The organism is Micromonospora sp. DT4 (assembly GCF_049841675.1).
Classification (GTDB): Bacteria; Actinomycetota; Actinomycetes; order Mycobacteriales; family Micromonosporaceae; genus Micromonospora.
This window is the reverse complement of record NZ_JBNCKT010000015.1, coordinates 48,854-68,287: the sequence shown is the minus strand read 5'-3', so window position 1 is coordinate 68,287 and position 19,434 is coordinate 48,854. Positions and strand designations below refer to the sequence as shown.

17 protein-coding genes and 1 pseudogene are annotated in these 19,434 nt (G+C 72.5%); 9 read left to right on the top strand and 9 right to left on the bottom strand.

Annotated features, from left to right (window positions below):
* The first annotated feature begins 231 nt into the window (after positions 1-231).
* From ACLQ24_RS07670 to ACLQ24_RS07660, 3 genes are all read left to right on the top strand, one after another.
* Positions 232-633, top strand: a complete 402-nt coding sequence (locus tag ACLQ24_RS07670) for a helix-turn-helix domain-containing protein (protein ID WP_425889956.1) — start codon at positions 232-234, stop codon at positions 631-633.
* A gap of 35 nt (positions 634-668) precedes the next feature.
* Complete coding sequence (locus ACLQ24_RS07665) at positions 669-1,088, top strand: VOC family protein (RefSeq protein ID WP_355050955.1); 420 nt, start codon at positions 669-671, stop codon at positions 1,086-1,088.
* 70 nt (positions 1,089-1,158) lie between these two features.
* Positions 1,159-1,809, top strand: coding sequence for a histidine phosphatase family protein (locus ACLQ24_RS07660; protein WP_425889955.1), 651 nt, complete (start codon positions 1,159-1,161; stop codon positions 1,807-1,809).
* Positions 1,810-1,816: 7 nt separating this feature from the next.
* Here ACLQ24_RS07660 and ACLQ24_RS07655 read toward each other — a convergent pair whose 3' ends face one another.
* Positions 1,817-2,431, bottom strand: a complete 615-nt coding sequence (locus ACLQ24_RS07655; protein ID WP_425889954.1) for a hypothetical protein — start codon at positions 2,429-2,431, stop codon at positions 1,817-1,819.
* Positions 2,432-2,598: 167 nt separating this feature from the next.
* On the opposite strand from ACLQ24_RS07655, the gene ACLQ24_RS07650 reads away from it, so the two are divergent.
* The 3 genes from ACLQ24_RS07650 (at position 2,599) to ACLQ24_RS07640 (ending at position 6,116) form a co-directional block, all read left to right on the top strand.
* Positions 2,599-4,986, top strand: a complete 2,388-nt coding sequence (locus tag ACLQ24_RS07650; RefSeq protein WP_425889952.1) for a M4 family metallopeptidase — start codon at positions 2,599-2,601, stop codon at positions 4,984-4,986.
* Between the two features lie 139 nt (positions 4,987-5,125).
* Positions 5,126-5,893, top strand: coding sequence for an enoyl-CoA hydratase/isomerase family protein (locus tag ACLQ24_RS07645; RefSeq protein ID WP_425889951.1), 768 nt, complete (start codon positions 5,126-5,128; stop codon positions 5,891-5,893).
* 91 nt (positions 5,894-5,984) lie between these two features.
* Positions 5,985-6,116, top strand: coding sequence for a hypothetical protein (locus ACLQ24_RS07640; RefSeq protein ID WP_425889949.1), 132 nt, complete (start codon positions 5,985-5,987; stop codon positions 6,114-6,116).
* Positions 6,117-6,439: 323 nt separating this feature from the next.
* Here the strand turns inward: ACLQ24_RS07640 and ACLQ24_RS07635 are convergent, their stop codons facing one another.
* The 3 genes from ACLQ24_RS07635 to ACLQ24_RS07625 all read right to left on the bottom strand — a co-directional run bounded on the left by ACLQ24_RS07635 (position 6,440) and on the right by ACLQ24_RS07625 (position 9,792).
* On the bottom strand, positions 6,440-7,660 hold the full coding sequence (locus ACLQ24_RS07635) for a hypothetical protein (protein ID WP_425889946.1): 1,221 nt from the start codon (positions 7,658-7,660) through the stop codon (positions 6,440-6,442).
* Positions 7,661-7,726: 66 nt separating this feature from the next.
* Positions 7,727-9,280, bottom strand: a complete 1,554-nt coding sequence (locus ACLQ24_RS07630; protein ID WP_425889944.1) for a hydroxysqualene dehydroxylase — start codon at positions 9,278-9,280, stop codon at positions 7,727-7,729.
* Positions 9,281-9,309: 29 nt separating this feature from the next.
* Positions 9,310-9,792 carry an MSMEG_6728 family protein gene (locus ACLQ24_RS07625; RefSeq protein WP_425889943.1) on the bottom strand — a complete coding sequence of 161 codons (483 nt, stop codon included), beginning with the start codon at positions 9,790-9,792 and terminating at the stop codon, positions 9,310-9,312.
* Positions 9,793-9,888: 96 nt separating this feature from the next.
* Here ACLQ24_RS07625 and ACLQ24_RS07620 point away from each other — a divergent pair.
* Positions 9,889-11,763 (top strand): annotated as a pseudogene (locus tag ACLQ24_RS07620) (potassium channel family protein); the annotation flags it as partial.
* Here the strand turns inward: ACLQ24_RS07620 and ACLQ24_RS07615 are convergent.
* The gene (locus ACLQ24_RS07615; RefSeq protein WP_425889942.1) at positions 11,728-12,966 is read right to left on the bottom strand and encodes an APC family permease; all 1,239 of its coding nucleotides are present in this window, start codon (positions 12,964-12,966) and stop codon (positions 11,728-11,730) included. The pseudogene ACLQ24_RS07620 and the gene ACLQ24_RS07615 sit on opposite strands and share 36 nt — an antisense overlap.
* An 11-nt stretch (positions 12,967-12,977) precedes the next feature.
* Complete coding sequence (locus ACLQ24_RS07610; protein ID WP_425889959.1) at positions 12,978-13,715, bottom strand: phosphatase PAP2 family protein; 738 nt, start codon at positions 13,713-13,715, stop codon at positions 12,978-12,980.
* A 119-nt stretch (positions 13,716-13,834) separates the two neighbouring features.
* Here ACLQ24_RS07610 and ACLQ24_RS07605 point away from each other — a divergent pair, with 119 nt between their 5' ends.
* Positions 13,835-15,058: a DUF4032 domain-containing protein gene (locus tag ACLQ24_RS07605; protein ID WP_425889958.1), complete on the top strand. Its 1,224-nt coding sequence runs from the start codon at positions 13,835-13,837 to the stop codon at positions 15,056-15,058.
* A gap of 317 nt (positions 15,059-15,375) precedes the next feature.
* Here ACLQ24_RS07605 and nagA read toward each other — a convergent pair whose 3' ends face one another.
* The 3 genes from nagA to ACLQ24_RS07590 are packed head-to-tail and all read right to left on the bottom strand — an operon-like array spanning position 15,376 to position 18,367.
* Entirely contained in the window at positions 15,376-16,485 is a 1,110-nt protein-coding gene (nagA, locus tag ACLQ24_RS07600) for an N-acetylglucosamine-6-phosphate deacetylase (RefSeq protein WP_425889940.1), read from the bottom strand.
* Complete coding sequence (locus tag ACLQ24_RS07595; RefSeq protein ID WP_425889938.1) at positions 16,482-17,441, bottom strand: ROK family protein; 960 nt, start codon at positions 17,439-17,441, stop codon at positions 16,482-16,484. The genes nagA and ACLQ24_RS07595 overlap by 4 nt, the downstream gene beginning before the upstream one ends.
* A complete protein-coding gene (locus ACLQ24_RS07590; protein ID WP_425889936.1) occupies positions 17,438-18,367 on the bottom strand; it encodes an SIS domain-containing protein in 930 nt (309 codons plus the stop codon). Before ACLQ24_RS07590 ends, ACLQ24_RS07595 begins: the two co-directional genes overlap by 4 nt.
* A 202-nt stretch (positions 18,368-18,569) precedes the next feature.
* On the opposite strand from ACLQ24_RS07590, the gene ACLQ24_RS07585 reads away from it, so the two are divergent.
* On the top strand, positions 18,570-19,355 hold the full coding sequence (locus ACLQ24_RS07585) for a DeoR/GlpR family DNA-binding transcription regulator (protein ID WP_088987368.1): 786 nt from the start codon (positions 18,570-18,572) through the stop codon (positions 19,353-19,355).
* Positions 19,356-19,434 lie beyond the last annotated feature (79 nt).

Sequence of the window (19,434 nt, the reverse complement as noted above, 5' to 3'; positions counted from 1 at the left end):
CCGAGCGCGAAGCCGCCCGACGCATCAACGCCGAACGACTTCTCACTGCGTAGCCGTCCAGTTACCCGACAGTCTCTTATAGTTCGGGTACCACCGACGGTCGAGGAGTCGCAGTCGCATGAGTCCGCTCGGCGCGATCGCCGGCAGCGCACGGGACAACCGCTTCCATTCGCCCGCCGCACGTGATGCGGAGCTGCTGGCCCGCCCGTGGGTGCCGGTGGGCGGCCCGCGGTGAGCCGGGCCGTGGAGGAGTCGAACCGGGCGATGCTGCGCGCCCGCGACGCGATGGACCGGGCGTACGCCGAGCCGCTGGACATCCCGGCGTTGGCCCGGATCGCGCACGTCTCCGAGGCGCACTTCATCCGGACGTTCCGGGCGACCTTCGGCGAGACGCCGCACCGCTACCTGCAACGCCGCCGGGTCGAGCGGGCCATGACGCTGCTGGTGGAGACCGGCCGGGACGTGACGGACATCTGCTACGCGGTCGGGTTCGGCAGTCTGGGCACGTTCAGCCGGACGTTCCGGCAGATCGTGGGGGAGTCGCCCTCGGATTTCCGACGTCGCCGCGCCGCTGCCGGCAACGTGCCGTCCTGCTTCACCAAGGCGTGGACGCGTCCCAGCAGTTTTGGATAAGCGGCAGGTCAGGGCCACCCTCTACGGTCGTTGGTATGACGATGAACGCGATCAGCCGCTCCCAGATCTACGTCCTCGACCAGGACGAGGCGCTTGACTTCTACGTCAACAAGCTCGGCATGGAGGTGAACACCGACCAGGATCTCGGCTTCATGCGCTGGCTGACGGTCAACCTGCCCGGCGATCCGGAGCGCGAAATCCTGCTGGAGAAGCCCGGCCCACCGGCGCTGGACCCGGCGACGGCCGAGCAGGTGCGGGAGCTGCTCACCAAGGGTGCCCTCGGCGGGTACCTCTTCATGACCACCGACGACGCCCACAAGACCCACGAGGATCTCGTGGCGAAGGGCGTCGAGATCACCGACGAGCCGACCGAGCGCCCGTACGGGATCGACTTCGGCATCCGGGACCCGTTCGGCAACAAGATCCGTATCGGCCAGATGTTCCCCCGGGCGTAACGTCAAGATCAAGAGACCGGGAGGCGCGGGCCGGTCCCGTGCCTCCCGGTGTGTTCGGGTGTACGACGACATGCGAACGCGGCTGCTGTACCTGGCCCGCCACGCCGAGCAGGACCTCGGCGGGTACGTCGACGAGGACTGGACCGAGCCGGACACCGGCCTTTCCGAGCGCGGTCGGCGGCAGGCCGCGCTGCTCGGCGAGCGGCTGCGGGGCCAATCGTTCGCCGCCGTCCACCACGGGCCGTTGCGCCGGGCCGCGCAGACCGCCGAGGTGGTCGCCGCGGCACTGCCCGGCGTTCCGGTGTACGCCACCGAGCTGGCCGGTGACCACCTCCCGCACGACACGGACCCGACCGGCCTGCCGTCGGCGTACGCCGAGTTCCTGGCCGGATTCCCGACGGCCGCACGGGCCGACGGGCCGCGGGTGACGGCGGCGGCCGTGCGGCGGTTCACCGGCCCGGCGACCACCGACGACGCGGCGGCCGGGGGAGAGCCGGTCCGCGAGCTGGTGGTGACGCACACCTTCCTGATCGCCTGGCTGGTCCGGCATGCCCTGGACGCGCCGGAGCGGCGGTGGCTGGGTGTGAACCACCACAATGCGGGGTTGACCGTCATCCGGTACGGCGTGGCCGGGCTGCCGAACCTGATCGCCGTCAACGACGTGGCGCACCTGCCGCACGAGCTGCGCGGCACCGGCCTTCCCCCGGACTATCTCGTGTGACTGGCAGTCAGGCGGTGACCCGTAGCAGCAGCTCGACAAGTGCCCGGGCGGCCGGGGGCGGTGTGGGGTCGGCGGGGCAGTCGACGTACCCGGTCTCGACAGCGCCGACGGTCAGGCGGTAGCTGAACGCGTCCGCGCAGCTGGACGTGGTCGCCGTGCGGCGGGCCGCGGTCGTCAGCCGTGGGTCGGCGGCCAGGCCGCGGAGCCGGCCGAGGTCGGCGGCGTCGAGTTTGCCGGTACGACGGCTGCCGGCCCGGTCCACCACCGTCCATCGACCGTCCGACTCGACGGTGATGTTGTCGCCGCGACCGGCGAAACCGCCCGAGCGGAACAGCGTGACCCGTCCGGCTGCCGCATCGGGGGCACCCGGTCCGGGCGGCACGGGCCCGGTCGGCGTGGTGCCGGCCGGCCCGGTGCTGGTCGGCCCGGTGCTGGTCGGCCCGGTGCTCGTCGGCCCGGCGCCGGTCGGCGTGGTGCTGGTCGGTGTCGGGGTCGTCGGCGGCGGGGTGTCGGTGGCAGATGGTTGGTCCGCGGCGCTGTCGGCCCGGTCGGTGCCGGTGCAGCCGGCCAGGAGAGCGGCCAGGAGCGCGATCGTGACGCCGGTCGTCGAGGCGGGTCTCATGTCCGTCGGACGCGCCAGTGTCCGCATTGGTTCCCTTGTCAAGGCACTCATCCGTTCGGCCAGTCTCAATGTCTTGGAGCGGTCCAAGCCTTCTCTTTTCCCTAACGCATCGCTATATCTACATGCGTGACCACCCCCGTCACACCTTTCTCCTTTCAGGAGGGCACGTGAATCGACCCCTCGCGGCTGTCAGCGCAGCGCTGCTCACCAGCGGCCTGCTGACCTGCGTCGCCACCACGGCGCACGCCGCCCCACCCACCGCTCCCGCGCCGGACGCCTCCGCCGCGGCCCGAGCGGCGACCGTCCTGCGCACGAATCCCGGCGCCGTCCAGGGTTCCAGCGCCGAGTCCTACCAGGTGCGCAGCACCCGGGTGGACGCCTCCGGCGCGGCGCACACCCGCTACACCCGCACCTACCAGGGACTGCGGGTGTACGGCGGTGACTTCGTCATCCACACCGCGCCGAACGGCACCTACGCCGGCAGTTCGGTCGGACTCGCCGCGCCGCTGACCCTCCTCACCGCACCCCGGGTCAGCGCCGACGCGGCGAAGAAGACGGCCCGCGCCGGGTTCACCGGCACGGCCGAGACCGTGGGCGCTCCGGAACTGTTCGTCGACGCCAGCTCTGGCAAGGGCCGACTCGCGTGGGAGACGGTGGTCAGTGGCTGGCAGCCGGACGGGCAGACCCCGTCGCGACTGCACGTGATCACCGACGCCACCTCCGGCGCGACCGTCGGGTCGTACGACGAGATCGAATCGGTCACCGGCAGCGGCCAGGGCCTCTACACCGGCACGGTGAGCATTGACACGACGCTCTCCGGCAGCACGTACCAGATGATCGACCCGGTGCGCGGCAACGGCCGTACCTGCGACATGAACAACGGCACGTCGTCCTGCACCACGTTCACCGACGCCGACAACGCGTGGGGTAACGGTGCCACCTCGAACCGGCAGTCGGCCGCCGTGGACGCGCACTTCGGCGCCGCCAAGACGTTCGACTACTACAAGAACGTGCACGCGCGTGACGGGATCTTCGGCAACGGCCAGGGCGTTCCGAGTCGGGTGCACTACGGCAACAACTACGTCAACGCCTTCTGGGACGGCGCCCAGATGACCTACGGTGACGGCTCGGGCAACTCCCGCCCGCTGGTAGCGCTGGACGTGGCCGGGCACGAGATGAGCCACGGTGTCACCGAGGCGCTGGCCGGCCTCGTCTACTCCGGCGAATCCGGTGGCCTCAACGAGTCCACCAGCGACATCTTCGGCAACATGGTGGAGTTCTACGCCGCCGCGCCGAGCGACCCGGGCGACTACCAGGTCGGTGAGAAGATCAACATCAACGGCAACGGTACGCCGCTGCGCTACATGTACAACCCGTCGCTGGACGGCGCGTCCGACTCCTGCTGGTCCACCAGCACGAAGAACAAGGACGTGCACTACTCGTCCGGCGTCGGCAACCACTTCTACTTCAACCTCGCCGAGGGCACCGGCGCCACCTCGTACGGCACCTCCCCGGTCTGCGGTTCCGCCCCGGTGGTGACCGGTATCGGCCGCGCCAAGGCGGAGAAGATCTGGTACCGCGCCCTGGACGTCTACTTCACCAGCAACACGTCGTACGTCAACACCAGCAACCCGGCGAACACGGCCCGCGCCTACAGCCTGCGGGCGGCCACCGACCTGTACGGCAGCTGCTCGACCGAGTACAAGGCCGTCCAGGCAGCCTGGACTGCGGTGAACGTGGCCGGCAACGACGCACCCTGCTCCACCGGCAACGACTTCTCTGTGTCGCTGTCGCCGACCGCCGGCTCGGTGAACCCGGGCAGCGCGGTCTCCACCACCGTGTCGACCGCCACCACCAGCGGCTCGGCGCAGACCGTGACGCTCTCCGCGTCCGGCCTGCCCAGCGGTGCGAGCGCCGCGTTCAGCCCCGCCTCGGTGACCTCGGGCGGCTCGTCGACCCTCACCATCAGCACCTCCGCGAGCACCCCACCGGGCACCTACTCGGTCACGGTGAACGGCGCAGGTTCGGTCACCCGCAGCGCCACCTACACGCTGACCGTGAACGGCACCGGCGGCGACTGCACCTCCCCGGGCCAGAAGCTGGCCAACCCGGGCTTCGAGTCCGGCGGGACCGGCTGGACGGCCAGCTCCGGGGTGATCACCAACGACGGCAGCCAGGCGGCCCACGGTGGGTCGTACAAGGCATGGCTGAACGGGTACGGCAGCAGCCACACCGACACGCTCGCCCAGTCGGTGGCGCTCCCGGCGGGCTGCTCGTCGTACACGGTCAGCTTCTGGCTGCACATCGACTCGGCCGAGACCACCACCACCGTCGCGTACGACAAGCTCAACGTGCAGGTGCTCAATTCGGGTGGGACGGTGCTGGCCACGCTGGCGACCTACTCCAACCTGAACAAGGCCTCCGGCTACAGCCAGAAGTCCTTCTCCCTGGCCGGGTACGCCGGCCAGACCGTCACCCTGAAGTTCACCGGCGTCGAGGACTCCTCGCTCCAGACGTCCTTCGTGGTCGACGACACGGCACTCAACGTCTCCTGACCTGACCTGACCGACGTCCGGACACGGCGGCCACCGCAACGGTGGTCGCCGAGTCTGGCAATCTTGGACAGTTTCCGTTAGCAGCTAACGGAAACTGTCCAAGATTCGCTTCAGCGGTGGCGTGGGAAGAGGGGTTTGCGTGTCGGACGCGGAGTTGACGGTCGCGGTGGCCGGACCGGTGGCAACCGTCGTGATCCGTAACCCGGCTCGCCGCAACGCGATGACGGTGGCCATGTGGCGGCAACTCCCCGAACTGCTCGACCGGCTGGAACCCGACCCCGATGTGCGGGCCCTGGTGCTCACCGGCGCGGGCGACGCCTTCTGCGCGGGCGCCGACCTGGGTGATCTGGCCGAGCTGCTGGACGCCGGCGACGCCAGCATCGCGGTCGCCGCCGAGGAGCGACTGGCGGCGTTCGCCAAGCCGACGATCGCGGCGATCCGGGGCGCCTGCGTCGGGGGTGGCGCCCAGCTCGCGGTCGCCTGTGACCTGCGGATCGCCTCGGACGACGCCAGGCTCGGCGTACCCCCGGCCCGCCTCGGGCTGGTCTACCCGGCGCTCACGACCCGCCGGCTGGCGCGGCTGGTCGGCCCGTCGGCGGCGAAGCACCTGCTCTTCACCGCCGAGTTGATCGACGCCGAGCGGGCCCTGCGGATCGGCCTGGTCGACGAGGTGCTGCCGGGCGACCGCCTCGCCGAGCGGGTGGACGACCTCACCGCGACGATCGCCCAGCGGTCACCGCTGAGCGTCGCCGCCGCGAAGGAGATCGTCGACGACCGTGCCGGACCGGCCCGGATCGCCTGGTGGCACCGGAAGGTCGTGGACAGCGGCGAGGCCCGGGAGGGCGTGGCGGCCATCGCGGAGCGCCGTACGCCCCGCTTCGCCTGGCGGGCTCCGACCGAGCGCTGAAGTGGGTGACCGCGCGTCGGCCCAGTCGACCGACGGCGTTAACCGGGCTGCTTCCGACGCCCCCCGGCGTCGGTCCTGGCGTCGCCACCGGGTGGCGCCGTACGACGCGGGCCCGGCGCAGCAGGTCCAGGTCGAGCTGACCTCGGCCGAGCACAGCAGCGAGATCCGGGTGCACTGCGCCGCCGGGTGGCCGAAGCCGAATGTCCGGGAGCGCGACGCCTGACCGGGGCCGGCGGGTGCCGCGCCGGGGCGTACCCCGGACGCGGCCCCCCGTTCCCGCCGGCCGGTCGGTCACCGCCCGGCGAGCGCCGACCAGCTCGGGGTCACCGGCTCCCGACGCAGCGGCATGCCCGCCTCCGTTGGGGCCCGGCGCCCGGTCCGGCGTTCGGACGGGCGGCTTGGCGCGTACGGGTACGCGTCAGTCGGGCCGGCCCGCCCGGGGACCTTCCACAGGGCGCCCACCGCCCGACAGCAGCGACGACAGCACGCTGGTGACGTGCGACATCGTCATGATCTGCTCCTGCGGTGGTGGTTGACCTTGCGCGATCACGGTAGGTCCGCACGGGAGAGGGGGGCAACGTATTTCGATCGGCTGCCCGGCTCGTCGGGGCGACGCTGACGCCGGGTGCGGGGAGCGACCCCGGCCGCGCCGCGGGCGGTGGTCAACGGTCGGTCCAACCGCAGTGCCATCCGTACGGTGAGTTCGCTGTCCAGCAGCGGCCGGTTGACCTCGCCGGCGACCGCCAGCGCGGGTCCGGAGACCGAGCGCCAGATGGCGGCCAGCCCGGCGCTCAGACCGAGGAGGGCGACGGCGGCGCGTGTGGTCGGTGAACCGGCCGCCGCGGCGGCACTGACCCCGACCAGGGCGAAGAGCACCGCCAGCAGCGGCACCAACACCGGCCAGAAGATGCCCCGGGCCGCCTGGGCCACCAGCCGCCGGTCTCGGATGATCAGGTTCCGGGCGACCACCGCGTAGTCCTCCTCGTCGAGCAGGTCGCGCGGATGCAGGCCGCCGGTGAGCACGCCGCGCCAGAGGTCACCCTGGTTGCGCAGTTCGCGGCTCAGCTCGGCGGGCTCCGGTTCGGCCGGGTCACCTCGACCGGCCCGTTCCACGGCTACCGCCCAGGCGGCCAGCGAGCGGCGTACCACCGCGGCCGAGTACGGGGGCAGCACGCTGGCCAACTCGTCCAGCCAGCGGCTGATCTGGATCTGCCGGCCGTCGAAGCGGCGCAGCAGCTGGGCGGCGTCGCCGGGCCGGACCGTGTCGGCCAGCGACCGGCCCAGCCGGTAGGCGAGCCCGATCCGGAGGTTGGTGGCCATCGCCCAGCGCAGTACGTCCACGTTGAGGTCGTCGAGGGCGAGCAGCAGCGGCTCGGTGTCGATCAGTTCCGGCTGTTCCAGGTTGGGTAGGCGGTCCAGGTCGGGCAGCCGCGTGCGGGCGGCGGACGTGTCGGGCAACGACCTGCTGTGCCGGGTGAGCGCCGAGATCTGGGCCAGCGCGACGTCGACGCCGTCCAGGTACATGCGCATCCGGCGGGGGAGCGACATCTCGGTCAGGTTGGAGAGCTTGGCCGGCGGGTGGACCGGGGTGGCCGGCGCGGGCTCGGCGTGTTGTCCCTGGTGGTAGGCGTCCGCCATCCACCAGCCCAGTCGCAGTGCGGTGACGACGCAGGCGCGCTCGTCACGGATCAGCGGGTACGCGTCGTCCCGGCCGGCCTCCTCGGCCGGTCGTACGTCCGCTGCCGCGGCGCGGTGCAGGGGTGACATCGCCGCTGCCCTCCCGCCCGGTCGATCGACGGATGATCAACCGAGCGTACGGCAGCGTACCGTCGCTTATGTTGCTTTTTGTCGGTTTTGGGTGCCCCGCCCCGCCAGCAGGCCACGTGGGCGGACCGAGCGCACCGGCTCGGCAGCGACACCCTGTTCGCGCAGGATGTGGTTCGCCGCGATGATCCCGGTGGCAGCGGAGCGTTCCATCAGGGCGCTCGGGAAGTCCGTCGCGATCCCGTCGCCGGCCAGGTAGACACCGGGGGCCTCGGTGCGGACCCCCGGACGCCAGGCGTGGCTGCCCGGCGTGAATGCCGGCGCCTGCGCCTCCACCCGGGCGCGCAGCTCCCGGACCCGCAGATCAGCCACCTCCGGCCAGAGTGCCACCAGCTCGCGGCGCATCCGCTCGGCCAGCTCCTCGGCCGGCACAGCGGGCTCGCAGGCGTACGCGTGCAGCTCGACGACCGAACCGCCGGTGCGGCGCGCCCAGCGCCGCGAGCCGTTCTCCAGCCGGTGGTACAGGGTCACCGAGTCCAGTGTGGGCTGCCGGGACACCCCGCTGAAGACTGCCCGGTGGGCGGCGACGTCCCCGTCGCACCAGTACCGTGCCACCGCGTACGGCGGGCCGGGCGTGCCGAAGCTGGGCATCCGCGCCGCCAGCTCCGGTGCCCGCGCGACCAGGTCGGGGGAGGACGCCACCAGCGCGGCGAGCGCGGGAGGATCGACGGCCAGCACCACGTGGGCCGCCCGGTGGTCGCTGCCGTCGGTGGTCGTCACCCGCCAGCCGTCGCCGTCGCGGTGTACCCCCGTCACGCCGGAGCCGGTGAGCACGCGACCGCCGTGCTTCTCCACATGCCTGGTCAGCGGCTGCCAGATCGCCGTCGCGTAATCCTCGTCGGGACAGTCGAAAGCCAGCCCCTCCGGATTGCCGAGCAGATAGAAGTGGAACTGGGCGACCATCTCGGCGGCCGACATCTCCGCCTCGTGGTTGAAGAACGAGTGCGAGAAGACCTCGAACAGCATCGCCCGCGCCCGATCCGGCAGTCGCAGCGAGGCCAGCAGCTCGTCGGCGGTGGTGTCGTCCAGTTCGGCGTAGGTGCGCACCGGGTCGTAGGTGAGCAGCGGCAGCGCCGCGTCCCGGTCCATCGACCGCAGGTCCGCCAGGCGCAGGCTGGGACTGCGCAGCAGCAGCGCGAGCAGGTTCGCCGGTGGCGCGGGCGGCAGCTTGCCGAACTCCTCCGTCGGCCACGTCGCGCTCAGGATCGGATAGCCCGGGATCGGTTTGAGAAAGCCCAGGTCGGGCTCGACGCGGTGGAGGATGGAACGCCAGTTGTAGTACTGCCGGAAGAACGCGTGGAAGCCGTGCTCGTTCTGCTGTTCCCCGTCGGGCAGGGCCTCCGGCCAGGCGCCCAGCCGTCCACCGACGGTCGGTGCCGCCTCCAGCACGGTCACGTCCACGCCGCGCTCGGCGAGCACCACCGCCGCCGACATGCCAGCGATGCCACCGCCGACCACGACCGCCGTGACCGGTTGCGGCACGCGGTCGGCGCCACCTCCACCCGGGTCCACGAGGTGCTGGCGTACGCCGATGAGCCGACCCACCACACGCGACAGCGCCACGGGCACCTCCCCTGTCTGCCGCCAGTCTCCTACGGCAGGCAGCGGCGCGTGCGGTCCGACGCGGGCCAGACGTACTCGAGGTCATCCGGCGTGTCGACGCCGAAGATCGGGCCGTAGTGCGTCGGGTCCTTGCGCAGCAGGGAGGAGCGGTGGCTGAGGTGCAGCTCGTCCCGGCCGAGCCAGGGCGGTAGGTCACCGGCGCGGGCCAGCTCGTCCTGCGTGCGTACGACACCTGCGCCGCAGGCGGCCGCGAGGTCGACGGTCAGCGTGGTGGCGCAGGTGTCCGCGCGGCCCGGCTCGGTCCAGACCGCGCACATGTCGAGCCCGTAGCGGGTCAGGGCCTCCTCGTACCCGGCCCACATCTTCACCGCCGGGTGGTTGCGCCAGCCGTACCCCGCTCGGGTGAGCCCGCGCAGCACCTGGATGGCCTCCACCCGCTGCTTGCCCAGCCGCTTCTGGTCCAGCGCGCGGGCGCTGGCCAGAAAGTCAGGGTACGGGAGGAAGGTCTGCATGGGTGGTGCTCTACCCACGGCCCGGGTCGCCATGCCTGCCCCAGGGACGATCCGGGCGGGGTCGCCCAGGGTGTTCGTGCTGGTTACGATCCGGGCATGGCGGAGCCGTGGCGGGATCGGGCACGACGGGCGGTCGAGTGGAACTGGCGGCTCCGCTCCGCCGGCGACCCGCGCCCGCACTACGTGATCTGTGGCCGGGACGCCCTCGCCTACTACGTCGCCCGCGCGCTGCTCGAATCCGACCTTCCCGTGGGCGGCGCACGGGTGACCGTGGTGGTCCCGGAGCGCTACCGCAGCACCGGTCCGGACGTGGCGAGCCTGCGCGGCGTCCGCGTGATCCGCGCGGAGCGCCTGGACGTGGCGACCTTCGAGGCGGCCGGGCTGGCCGGCGCGACCGGGCTGGCCCTGCTGCACCAGGACGACGTGGGCAACCTGCACGCCGCGCTCTGTGCCCAGGCCGTCGACCAGCGGGTCCGCCAGGTGCTGCGGATGTTCAACGGCACCCTCGCCGACGGCGTCCGCAAGCTGATCAAGGCACCCGTCGAGGTGCTCTCCGACGCCGAGATGGCGGCCCCGGCGTTCGTGGCCGCCGCGCTCGGCGAGGTCGACCCCAGCTCCTTCCAGCACCGGGACAAGACGTTGCGGGTGGCACGTCGTGCCGACGTCCGGGCGCAGGACGTGGTGTGCGCGCTGGCCCGCCCCGACGGGCGGCAGGGGATGGAGCTGCTGCCCGCCGAGCAGGCCGGCGCGGACCTGGTGCTCGCCGAGGCGACCGGTCAGCCGCCGGGCACCGAGGTCGCCGCGCGGCGGCTGGTCCGGGCCCGACGTCGACGACGTCCGGTCGCGGTGCTGCTGCGGGCCCTACGCGGGTTCGCCACTCGCAAGATCGGCATCGCGGTGATGCTGGTGCTCGCGGTGATCGCGGTGCTGGGCGCGCTGATCTCCCGAGCCGAGGACGTCTCACCGTTGGAGGCGCTGTACCTGACGCTGGTCACGACGCTCAGCGGCGCCGATCCGGACACCGGCAAGGCTGCCGACGCGCAGATCATGCAGGTGGTGCTCAACCTGGCCGGGCTCGCGCTGATCCCGCTGATCACCGCCGTCGTCGTGGACGGCATCGTCAACGCCCGTCTCGCCCTGCACACCGGTCTGCTGCAACCGGCCCGCGCCGGGCACGTCGTGGTGATCGGTCTCGGCAACGTCGGCACCCGGGTGATGGCCCAACTGCGCGAGTACGACGTCGAGGTCGTGGCGATCGACAAGGATCCTCAGCCACGTGGCGCGACCCTGGCCCGCCAGTTGGAGGTACCACTGGTCGTCGGTGATGCCGCGCTGCCCGAGACCCTGGCCGCCGCGTCGGTGGCGGACTGTCAGGCGCTGGTGGTGGCGTCCACCGACGACGTCGCCAACCTGGAGGCGGCCCTGGCCGCCCGCGACCTCCGCGACGATCTGCGGGTGGTGCTGCGGCTCTTCGACGGCGACTTCGCCGAGCGGGTGGAGGAGACCTTCGCGCTCGGGGTGTCCCGATCGGTCTCGTACCTGGCGGCGCCGGCCTTCATCGGCGCGCTCACCGAACGCGCGGTCATCACCACCATCCCGGTCGACCGGCACGCGCTGCCGGTCGCCGAGGTGCCGGTCGCCGCCGGATCCGAGCTGGACGGCCGGCCGCTGGACACCGTCAACCGGGACGGGCAGGTCCGGCTGATCGCCCGGACCCCGGCCGGCGCGGCGAAGACGATCTGGTGGAAGGACCTCGACCCGCGGCAGGTGATTTTCGCCGGTGACCGGCTCACCGTGGTCGCCCGCCGACGCGGCCTGGACTGGCTGACCCGCCAGTGCGCCCCGCCCACCGGCCCGCTTCCGATGCCCCGTGGGAGCGCTGACGAGTCGGTTCCGCCGATGGTGACCAGGTCGGTGCCGCGCTCGGGGGACCTGTCAGCGACCCCGCTGCCGCAGGCCGTGCCACAGGGCGCCGGCGGCGAGTACGCCGAGGCCGGCGAGGACGCTCCCCAGCGGCAGGTTGAACGCGAGCAGCAGGCAGCCGACCAGCCCGAGCCCGGCGAGCACCTGCACCGGTAGCCGCCGATCCGGGTCGCGCCCGAGCGTGAGCGCCGCCGCGTTGGTGATCGCGTAGTAGACCAGCACCGTGCAGCTCGAGAAGCCGATCGCGTCGCGTACGTCGCCGAGCAGCACGACCGCGATCACCACGGCGGCGACGGTCAACTCGGCGCGGTGCGGCACCCGGCGCACGGGGTGCACGACGGCCAGCGTGGCGGGCAGGTCGCGTCGGCGGGCCATCGCGAGCGCGGTGCGCCCGACCCCGGCGACCAGGGAGAGCAGCACCCCGACGACGGCGATGGTCGCCCCGGCGCGGACCACCCAGGCCAGGCCGGGCAGCCCGGCGGCGGTCACCACGTCGACCAGGGGCGCCGCGGACCCGGCCAGCCGGTCGGCGCCGAGCACACCGAGCGTGATCACGGCCAGGACCAGGTAGATCGCCAGCACCGCCCCGAGCGCCAGCGGTACCGCCCGGGGGATGGTCCGCTCCGGGTCGCGGACCTCCTCGCCGAGCGTGGCGATCCGCGCGTACCCGGCGAAGGCGAAGAACAGCAACCCGGCTGCGGTGAGCATGCCCCGCGCGGAGCCGCCGGCATCGGTCAGCCGGTCCAGGTGCACCGGCCCGCCCACCAGACCGACGACCGCGACGAGGGTCAGCACGGCGAGCACCAGCGCGACGAGCGCCTTCGTGGCGGTGGCCGTCTTGCCGATGCCGCGCAGGTTCACGGCGGTCACCGCGAGCACCGCGCCGACGGCGACCAGTCGGGTCTGCCCCGGCCACAGGTAGGCCCCGATGGTCAGCGCCATCGCCGCGCAGCTCGCCGTCTTTCCGACCACGAACCCCCAGCCCGCCACGAATCCCGCCAGCGGGCCGAGGCGTTCCCGCCCGTAGACGTAGGTGCCGCCGGACTCCGGGTAACGGGCCGCCAGCCGCGCGGAGCTGGTCGCGTTGCAGAAGGCGACGAAGCCGGCGAGCACCAGCGCGGGCAGCAGGCCGGCGCCGCCGGCCGCCGCCGCGGCCGGGGCGAAGACCACGAAGACGCCCGCGCCGAGCATCGAGCCCAACCCGATGACAACCGCATCGGGTACGCCCAGGCGCCGCGCCAGTTGATCCATGAGCCGAAACCCTAGGTGTACGACGTGAACGGGCGGCGCCGGTCGCGTAACCGACCGGGGAGCGGCAGGTCGTCCCACGGCACCCGGTGCAGCAACCGGTCCAGGAGCAGGCCCAGCAGCAGCCCGGCCACCGAATCGGTCAGCCAGTGCCAGCCCAGGTAGGTGGTGGTGGTGAGGACGACCAGCGGCGGCACGATGCGGATCACGGTGACGAGCCGGGCCGGTAGGTGCCGGCCGAAGCTGCGGGCCAGCGGGGCGAGCAGCAGTGCGATGACGCCGTACCAGACGATGGCGTTGGCGACGTGCCCGGACGGGTAGGACTGGGCGAATCGAACCGGCAGGTCGTCGTGGAACAGTGGCAGGGTCTGCTCGGGCGGCAGGAACGGTTCCTTGCTGCTGGCGCTCGGTGCCGTCCGCGCGGTCCAGACCTTGAGCGGACCGATCGTCAGGTAGGTCAGCACGAAGCCGACCACCGGCGGCAGGATCGGCCGCACCGACCGGAGCCGGACGGCCAGCAGCACACCCAGCCCGGCGGCGATCAAGGTCAGCGGGGTGCCCTGGCCGAGGTGATTCAGCACCCAAGCCACCCAGTAGGCGACTGTCGGTCGGTGCCCGTCGGCCCAGTCGGCGACCGCCCGGTCCAACCCGAAGAGTTGATCGGCGGCGAGGGCCACCGTCAACCCCACCAATCCGGCCAGCAGCAGGGCGTCGAACCACCAGCCGGCCGGGCGGACGGGCCGTAGCCGCAGATCACGTCGTACACCCGTGGGTTTGAGCACGCGACCACGCTACCGGCCCGGCGCGCGGCCGGGGTGTGCGGCGCTGTGGGCCCAGCCACGATGTGCGGCGGATGGGGGGCTTACCCGTCATGCTTGTCCTCGTGCGGATCACGTCTGCCCTCGTGGACCCGGCGCTGCTCGACCTGCCCTGGTCGACACCGCTGGAGGAGTGGCCTGCCCAGCACCTGGTCGCGCTGCCGCAGGGCATCTCGCGGCATATCGTGCGGTTCGTCCGGTTGGGCGACTACGTGTACGCCTTCAAGGAGACCCGCGAGCGGATCGCCGAGCGGGAGTACGACCTGCTGCGGGCGTTGGAGCGGATCGACTTCCCGGCCGTGGAGGCGGTGGCCGTCGTCGCCGACCGGCAGACCGAGGACGGCGAGCCCCTCGAATCGGTGCTGATCACCAGGCACCTCCAGTTCTCGCTACCGTACCGGGCGCTCTTCTCGCACACCCTGCGGCCGGAGACGATGAGCCGGCTGCTCGACGCGCTCGCGGCGCTGATCGTGCGGATGCATCTGACCGGCTTCTTCTGGGGCGACTGCTCGCTGTCGAACACGCTGTTCCGCCGGGACGCGGGGGCCTTCGCCGCCTACCTGGTCGACGCGGAGACCGGCGCCCTGCACAATTCGCTCTCCAACGGTCAGCGTGGTGAGGACCTGGAGATCGCCCGGGTGAACATCTTCGGAGAGGCGTTGGACCTGCAGGCCGCTGGCCTGCTGCACGAGTCCATCGACCCGGAGGTGGTCTGCGAGGAGGTCGTGCAGCGTTACGAGCGGCTGTGGCATGAGATCACCTACGAGCAGGCGATCGAGCGGCAGGCGCGGCACGACATCGAGGGACGCATCCGTCGCCTCAACGAACTGGGGTTCGACGTGGCCGAGGTGGCCATGTCGAGCGCCGCAGACGGGCGTTACCTGGTCCGGCCGAAGGTCGTCGACGCCGGCTACCACACGCGGCGGCTGCTGCGGCTGACCGGACTGGACGCCGAGGAGAACCAGGCCCGCAAGCTGCTCAACGACCTGGACGCCTACCGTGCGGAGAGCGACCTGACCGACGAGCAGCAGGCTGCCCACCGCTGGCTCACCGAGGTCTTCGAACCGGTGGTCCGGGCCGTTCCTGCCCACCTGCGGCGCAAGCTGGAGCCGCAGGAGTTGTTCGCGCAGATCATCGAGCACAAGTGGCTGCTCTCCGAGCAGGCCGGCCGGGACGTGGGGATGCGCCACGCGGTCCAGTCGTTCCTGTCTGACGTGCTGGTGCACCGCCCCGACGAACAGGCCATCCTCGGCGTCGACGTCCCCGCCCTCGGCTGACGGACCGGTTGCTCACACGGGTGCCCGGGGAAGGACGTCCCGCCCGGTGGCTGCGCCGCGAGAGGCACCAAGCCCCTGCCTCATGCCCTGTCGAGCTGCCCCACATCTGGGGCGGGATGTGGCGGGATGGCGTGTGCTGGGCCGGCGTGTGCTGGGCCGGCGTGTGCTGGGCCGGCGTGTGCTGGGCCGGAGTTGGCTGCTGGTGCCCGTGTGCCCCATATCTGGGGCAGCTCGACAGGCTGTCCGACAGGTATGGGCAGGTGCCTGCCCCGAGGCGAGATCCGCGGGGCAGGCGACCGGCGCGGTAGCGGCCCGCGTCACTCCACCCAGGAACCGCCGCGCAGCACCCGCACCACGTTCAGCTCGTCGTCGAGCACGACCAGGTCGGCGCGCAAACCGACCTGGAGGGCCCCGACCCGGTCACCCAGACCGATCGCGCGGGCCGGAGTGGTCGCCGCCATCCGGGCGGCGTCGGCCATCGGGATACCCGCGTGCACGGCGTGCCGCAGCGCCGCGTCCATGGTCAGCGTGCTGCCGGCGATTGCACCGTCGCGGGCGAGCCGGGCCACGCCGTCGGTCACCGTGACGGCCTGACCGCCCAACTCGTACTCACCGTCGGCCATTCCGGCGGCGGCCATCGCGTCGGTGATCAGCGCGGCCCGGTCGGAACCGGCGGTCGTGGCGGTGAAGGCCAGCATGCCGTCGTGCAGGTGGACGCCGTCGGCGACCAGTTCGCAGACCACGGTGGACGCGTCGAGCAGGGCCACCACCGGGCCCGGCTCGCGGTGGTGCACCGGGCGCATGCCGTTGAACAGGTGCGTACCCACGCTCGCCCCGGCGGCGATCGCGGCCCGGGTCTGCTCGAAGGTGGCGTCGGTGTGCCCTACGGCGGCCACCACGCGCTGCGCGGTGAGCAGTTTGACCGCCTCCAGCGCGCCGTCGCGCTCCGGGGCGAGGGTGACCATGCGGATCGCGCCGCGGCCCAGCTCGATCAGCTCGGCCAGCTCGTCGGTCGACGGGTCGCGCAGGTACTCGGGGTTCTGCGCGCCGCAGCGGGCGGCGGAGAGGTAGGGGCCCTCGAAGTGAATCCCCGCCAGCACACCCTCGTCGACGAGCGGCGCGAACGCCTCGGTGGCCGAGCGCATCACCGCGAAGGGCGCGCTGACCAGGCTGGCCAGCAGCGTGGTGGTGCCGTGTCCCAGGTGGAAGGCGGCCGCCGCGCGGGCCTGGTCGGCGTCCCCGGTGGTGAAGGTGTGCCCGCCGCCGCCGTGCGTGTGCATGTCGACGAAGCCCGGCAGGATCCAGTGCCCGTCGCGGACCGACGGATACTCGGCCACGGCGGTGATCCGTTCGCCGTCCCACTCGATGCACCCCTGCCGGATGACACCGTTCGAGGTCACCACTCGGCCGTTCACCCGTTCGGTCATCGTTCCTCCTGATGGTCAAGCACGCGTGTGGCGGTCATGGTGTCCAGCGCGAGCAGGGCGGCGCCCAGGCAGCCCGCCTCGTCGCCGAGGGCGGCCGCCACGAGATGCGGCTCCCGGTGGAAGGTCATCCGTTCGTGCACGGCCGCCCGGAGGGGGACGAGCAGCAGCTCGCCGGCCTGGGCGAGACCGCCGCCGAGTACGATCGTCCTCACGTCGAACAGCGCCTGCCCGGTGGCCAGGCCGTCGGCGAGCGCCTCGACGGCCGACCGCCAGACCTGGGCGGCGAGCGGTTCACCGGCCGCCGCACGTTCGGCCACGGCGGCAGCCGTCACGGGAGCGTCGGGCCGGCCGCCGGCCAGCTCGGCGTAGCGCCGGCCGATCGCGGACGCCGACGCGACCGCCTCCAGGCAGCCGGGCCGCCCGCATCCGCAGCGCGGGCCGTCCGGTCGGACCATGATGTGGCCGATCTCGCCGGCCGCGCCGTGCGCGCCGACGGCGGCCACGCCGTCGACGACGTGCGCGGCGGCGATGCCGGTGCCGATCGCCACGAAGAGCACGTGGTCGGCGCCGCGCCCGGCACCGAGCCGGGCCTCGGCGAGACCACCGACGCGTACGTCGTGGCCGAGCGCGGTGGGCAGTCCGAGCCGTCGTACCGCCAGGTCCCGCAGCGGTACGTCCCGGAAGCCCACGTTCGCCGACCACACCGCGACCCCGCGCGCCTCGTCCACCACCCCGGGGACGGCGACGCCGATCGCGACCGGGGTGAGGCCGTCGGCGCGGGCCTTGCCGGCCAGTCCCTCGGCGACGTCGAGGATGGTGTCGACCACGGCGGCCGGGCCGCGGGAGGCGTCGGTGGGGTGTCGTTCGGTGCGTACGGCGACACCGTCCGGCCGGACCAGGGCGCACTTCATGCCGGTGCCGCCGACGTCCAGTGCCACGACGACCCGGTCGCTCATGCGAGTACCACGGACCGGGACAGGTGTCGGGGTGCGTCCGGGTCGAGGCCACGGCTGGTCGCCAGGGCGACCGCGAAGCGCTGGGCCAGGATCAGGTCGGCCATCGGGTCGACCGGGGTACGACCGGCCGACCAGCTGCCGAGCACCGTGCGCCAACCGTGTGTACGGCTGTGCACGAAGGCGGCGCCGGTGGCGGCGACGTCCTCGGGCAGCCCGTCGGGCAGCTCGCCGAACGCCCAGACCAGCCGGCCCGGAGCGGCGATCGAGATGGGACCGTGCCGGTAGTCCATCGCCGGGTACGCCTCGGCCCAGAAGGTGGCCGCCTCCCGGCACTTGAGCGCGGCCTCCTGGGCGAGGCCGACCGTCCAGCCGCAACCGAGGAAGGTGGCCTGCCCGATGGTGGCCGGGTCGATCGGCAGCGGGGAGCGCACCGCCACCTCGGCGTCGGCGGCGAGCGCGGTCACCGGGTCTCCGAGGTGGGCGCGGAGCAGGGCCAGCGCGGTCGTCGCGAAGCGGGTCTGCACCACCGACCGCTCGTCGGCGAAGGGCATGGTCACCGCGGCGGCGGCCAGGTCGACGGCCGGTGCCGCCGGGTCGCCGACGATGACGGTGGTGGGCGTACGACCGCGCAGCGCGGCGAGCAGCTCCAGCACCTCGGTGGTGGTGCCGGAGCGGGTGACCGCGACCAGCCGGTCGTAGTGGCGGCCGGTGGGGAACTCGGACGCCTGGAACGCGTCGGTCTCGCCCTGGCCGGCCTGCTCGCGGCGGGCCGCGTACGCCATCGCCATGAACCACGACGTGCCGCAACCGACGACGGCGACCCGTTCGCCGGGGCGCGGGAGGTCGTCGCGTACGACGTCGGACAGCGCGGCGGCCTCCCGCCAGCAGTCGGGTTGGCTCGCGATCTCCGCGTCCACGTACGCCATGGGTAACTCCTCGCAGGGCCGGCCTGTCTGCGCAATACGGCTCGTTAGGGCCGCATTTCGCGCGTAATTCTGCGCGAAACGGGGTGGTCGTGGCAACCGACCGGCCGATCGCGCAGACCGGTCTTTTGCGCCCGCCCAGTTTCGCGCACTAGTGTGCACGCAATCAATCACCGAGCGTGCAGTTGCTGGGAGGGCCGCCGAGGTGGACCGGTACGCCAGATGGAACGCCCTGCTGGAGATGCTGACCGACAACGGCCGGGTCAGCGTCGAGGCGGCCGCCGAGCGGTTGGACGTCTCCCAGGCCACCATCCGGCGCGACTTCGACCAGCTCGCCCAGCAGCAGATGATCACCAGAACCCGGGGTGGCGCGGTCGCCAACGGCGTGTCGTACGACCTGCCGCTGCGCTACAAGACGGCCAAGCACTCGGCCGAGAAGCAGCGGATCGGGGCCGCCGCCGCGGCGCTCGTCACGCCCGGCACCGTGGTCGGCCTGAACGGCGGCACCACCAGCACGGAGGTGGCCCGGGCGCTCGCCGTCCGACCGGATTTGAACACCAGCGCCGAGGGCGCCCAGCTCACCGTGGTGACCAACGCGCTGAACATCGCCAACGAGCTGCTCGTGCGGTCCCGGATGAAGGTCGTGGTGGCCGGCGGGGTGGTGCGCCCGAAGTCGTTCGAGCTGGTCGGCCCGCTGGGCGGCGCGCTGCTGCGTGAGGTCACCCTGGACGTCGCCCTGCTCGGCGTGGACGCGATCGACCCGCAGCTCGGCGCCGCCGCACACCACGAGGGGGAGGCGGCCATGAACAACCTGATGGTGGCCCGTGCCAAGCGGGTCGTGATCATCGCGGACTCGTCCAAGTTGGGCGGTCACGCCTTTGCCCGGATCTGCCCGGTCGAGCGGGTCGAGACGCTGGTGACCGATTCCGGGGCCGCACCTGAGGTGGTGGAGGCCTTCCGGGCGGCCGGCGTGCAGGTCGTCTGCGCCTGACGGTCACGATCCGTCGATGAAGTGCATCGACCGGCGTGTCGATGCATACCGCGTATTGTGCACCGCTGCATACCGCGTA

Excerpts from the sequence above, each read along its gene's own strand:
- ACLQ24_RS07635 (WP_425889946.1), bottom strand. The coding sequence starts at position 7,660 with ATGTCACCCCTGCACCGCGCCGCGGCAGCGGACGTACGACCGGCCGAG.
- ACLQ24_RS07655 (WP_425889954.1), bottom strand. The coding sequence starts at position 2,431 with ATGAGACCCGCCTCGACGACCGGCGTCACGATCGCGCTCCTGGCCGCT.
- ACLQ24_RS07660 (WP_425889955.1), top strand. The coding sequence starts at position 1,159 with ATGCGAACGCGGCTGCTGTACCTGGCCCGCCACGCCGAGCAGGACCTC.
- ACLQ24_RS07625 (WP_425889943.1), bottom strand. The coding sequence starts at position 9,792 with ATGCAGACCTTCCTCCCGTACCCTGACTTTCTGGCCAGCGCCCGCGCG.
- ACLQ24_RS07615 (WP_425889942.1), bottom strand. The coding sequence starts at position 12,966 with ATGGATCAACTGGCGCGGCGCCTGGGCGTACCCGATGCGGTTGTCATC.
- nagA (WP_425889940.1), bottom strand. The coding sequence starts at position 16,485 with ATGACCGAACGGGTGAACGGCCGAGTGGTGACCTCGAACGGTGTCATC.
- ACLQ24_RS07595 (WP_425889938.1), bottom strand. The coding sequence starts at position 17,441 with ATGAGCGACCGGGTCGTCGTGGCACTGGACGTCGGCGGCACCGGCATG.
- ACLQ24_RS07665 (WP_355050955.1), top strand. The coding sequence starts at position 669 with ATGACGATGAACGCGATCAGCCGCTCCCAGATCTACGTCCTCGACCAG.
- ACLQ24_RS07605 (WP_425889958.1), top strand. The coding sequence starts at position 13,835 with ATGCTTGTCCTCGTGCGGATCACGTCTGCCCTCGTGGACCCGGCGCTG.
- ACLQ24_RS07590 (WP_425889936.1), bottom strand. The coding sequence starts at position 18,367 with ATGGCGTACGTGGACGCGGAGATCGCGAGCCAACCCGACTGCTGGCGG.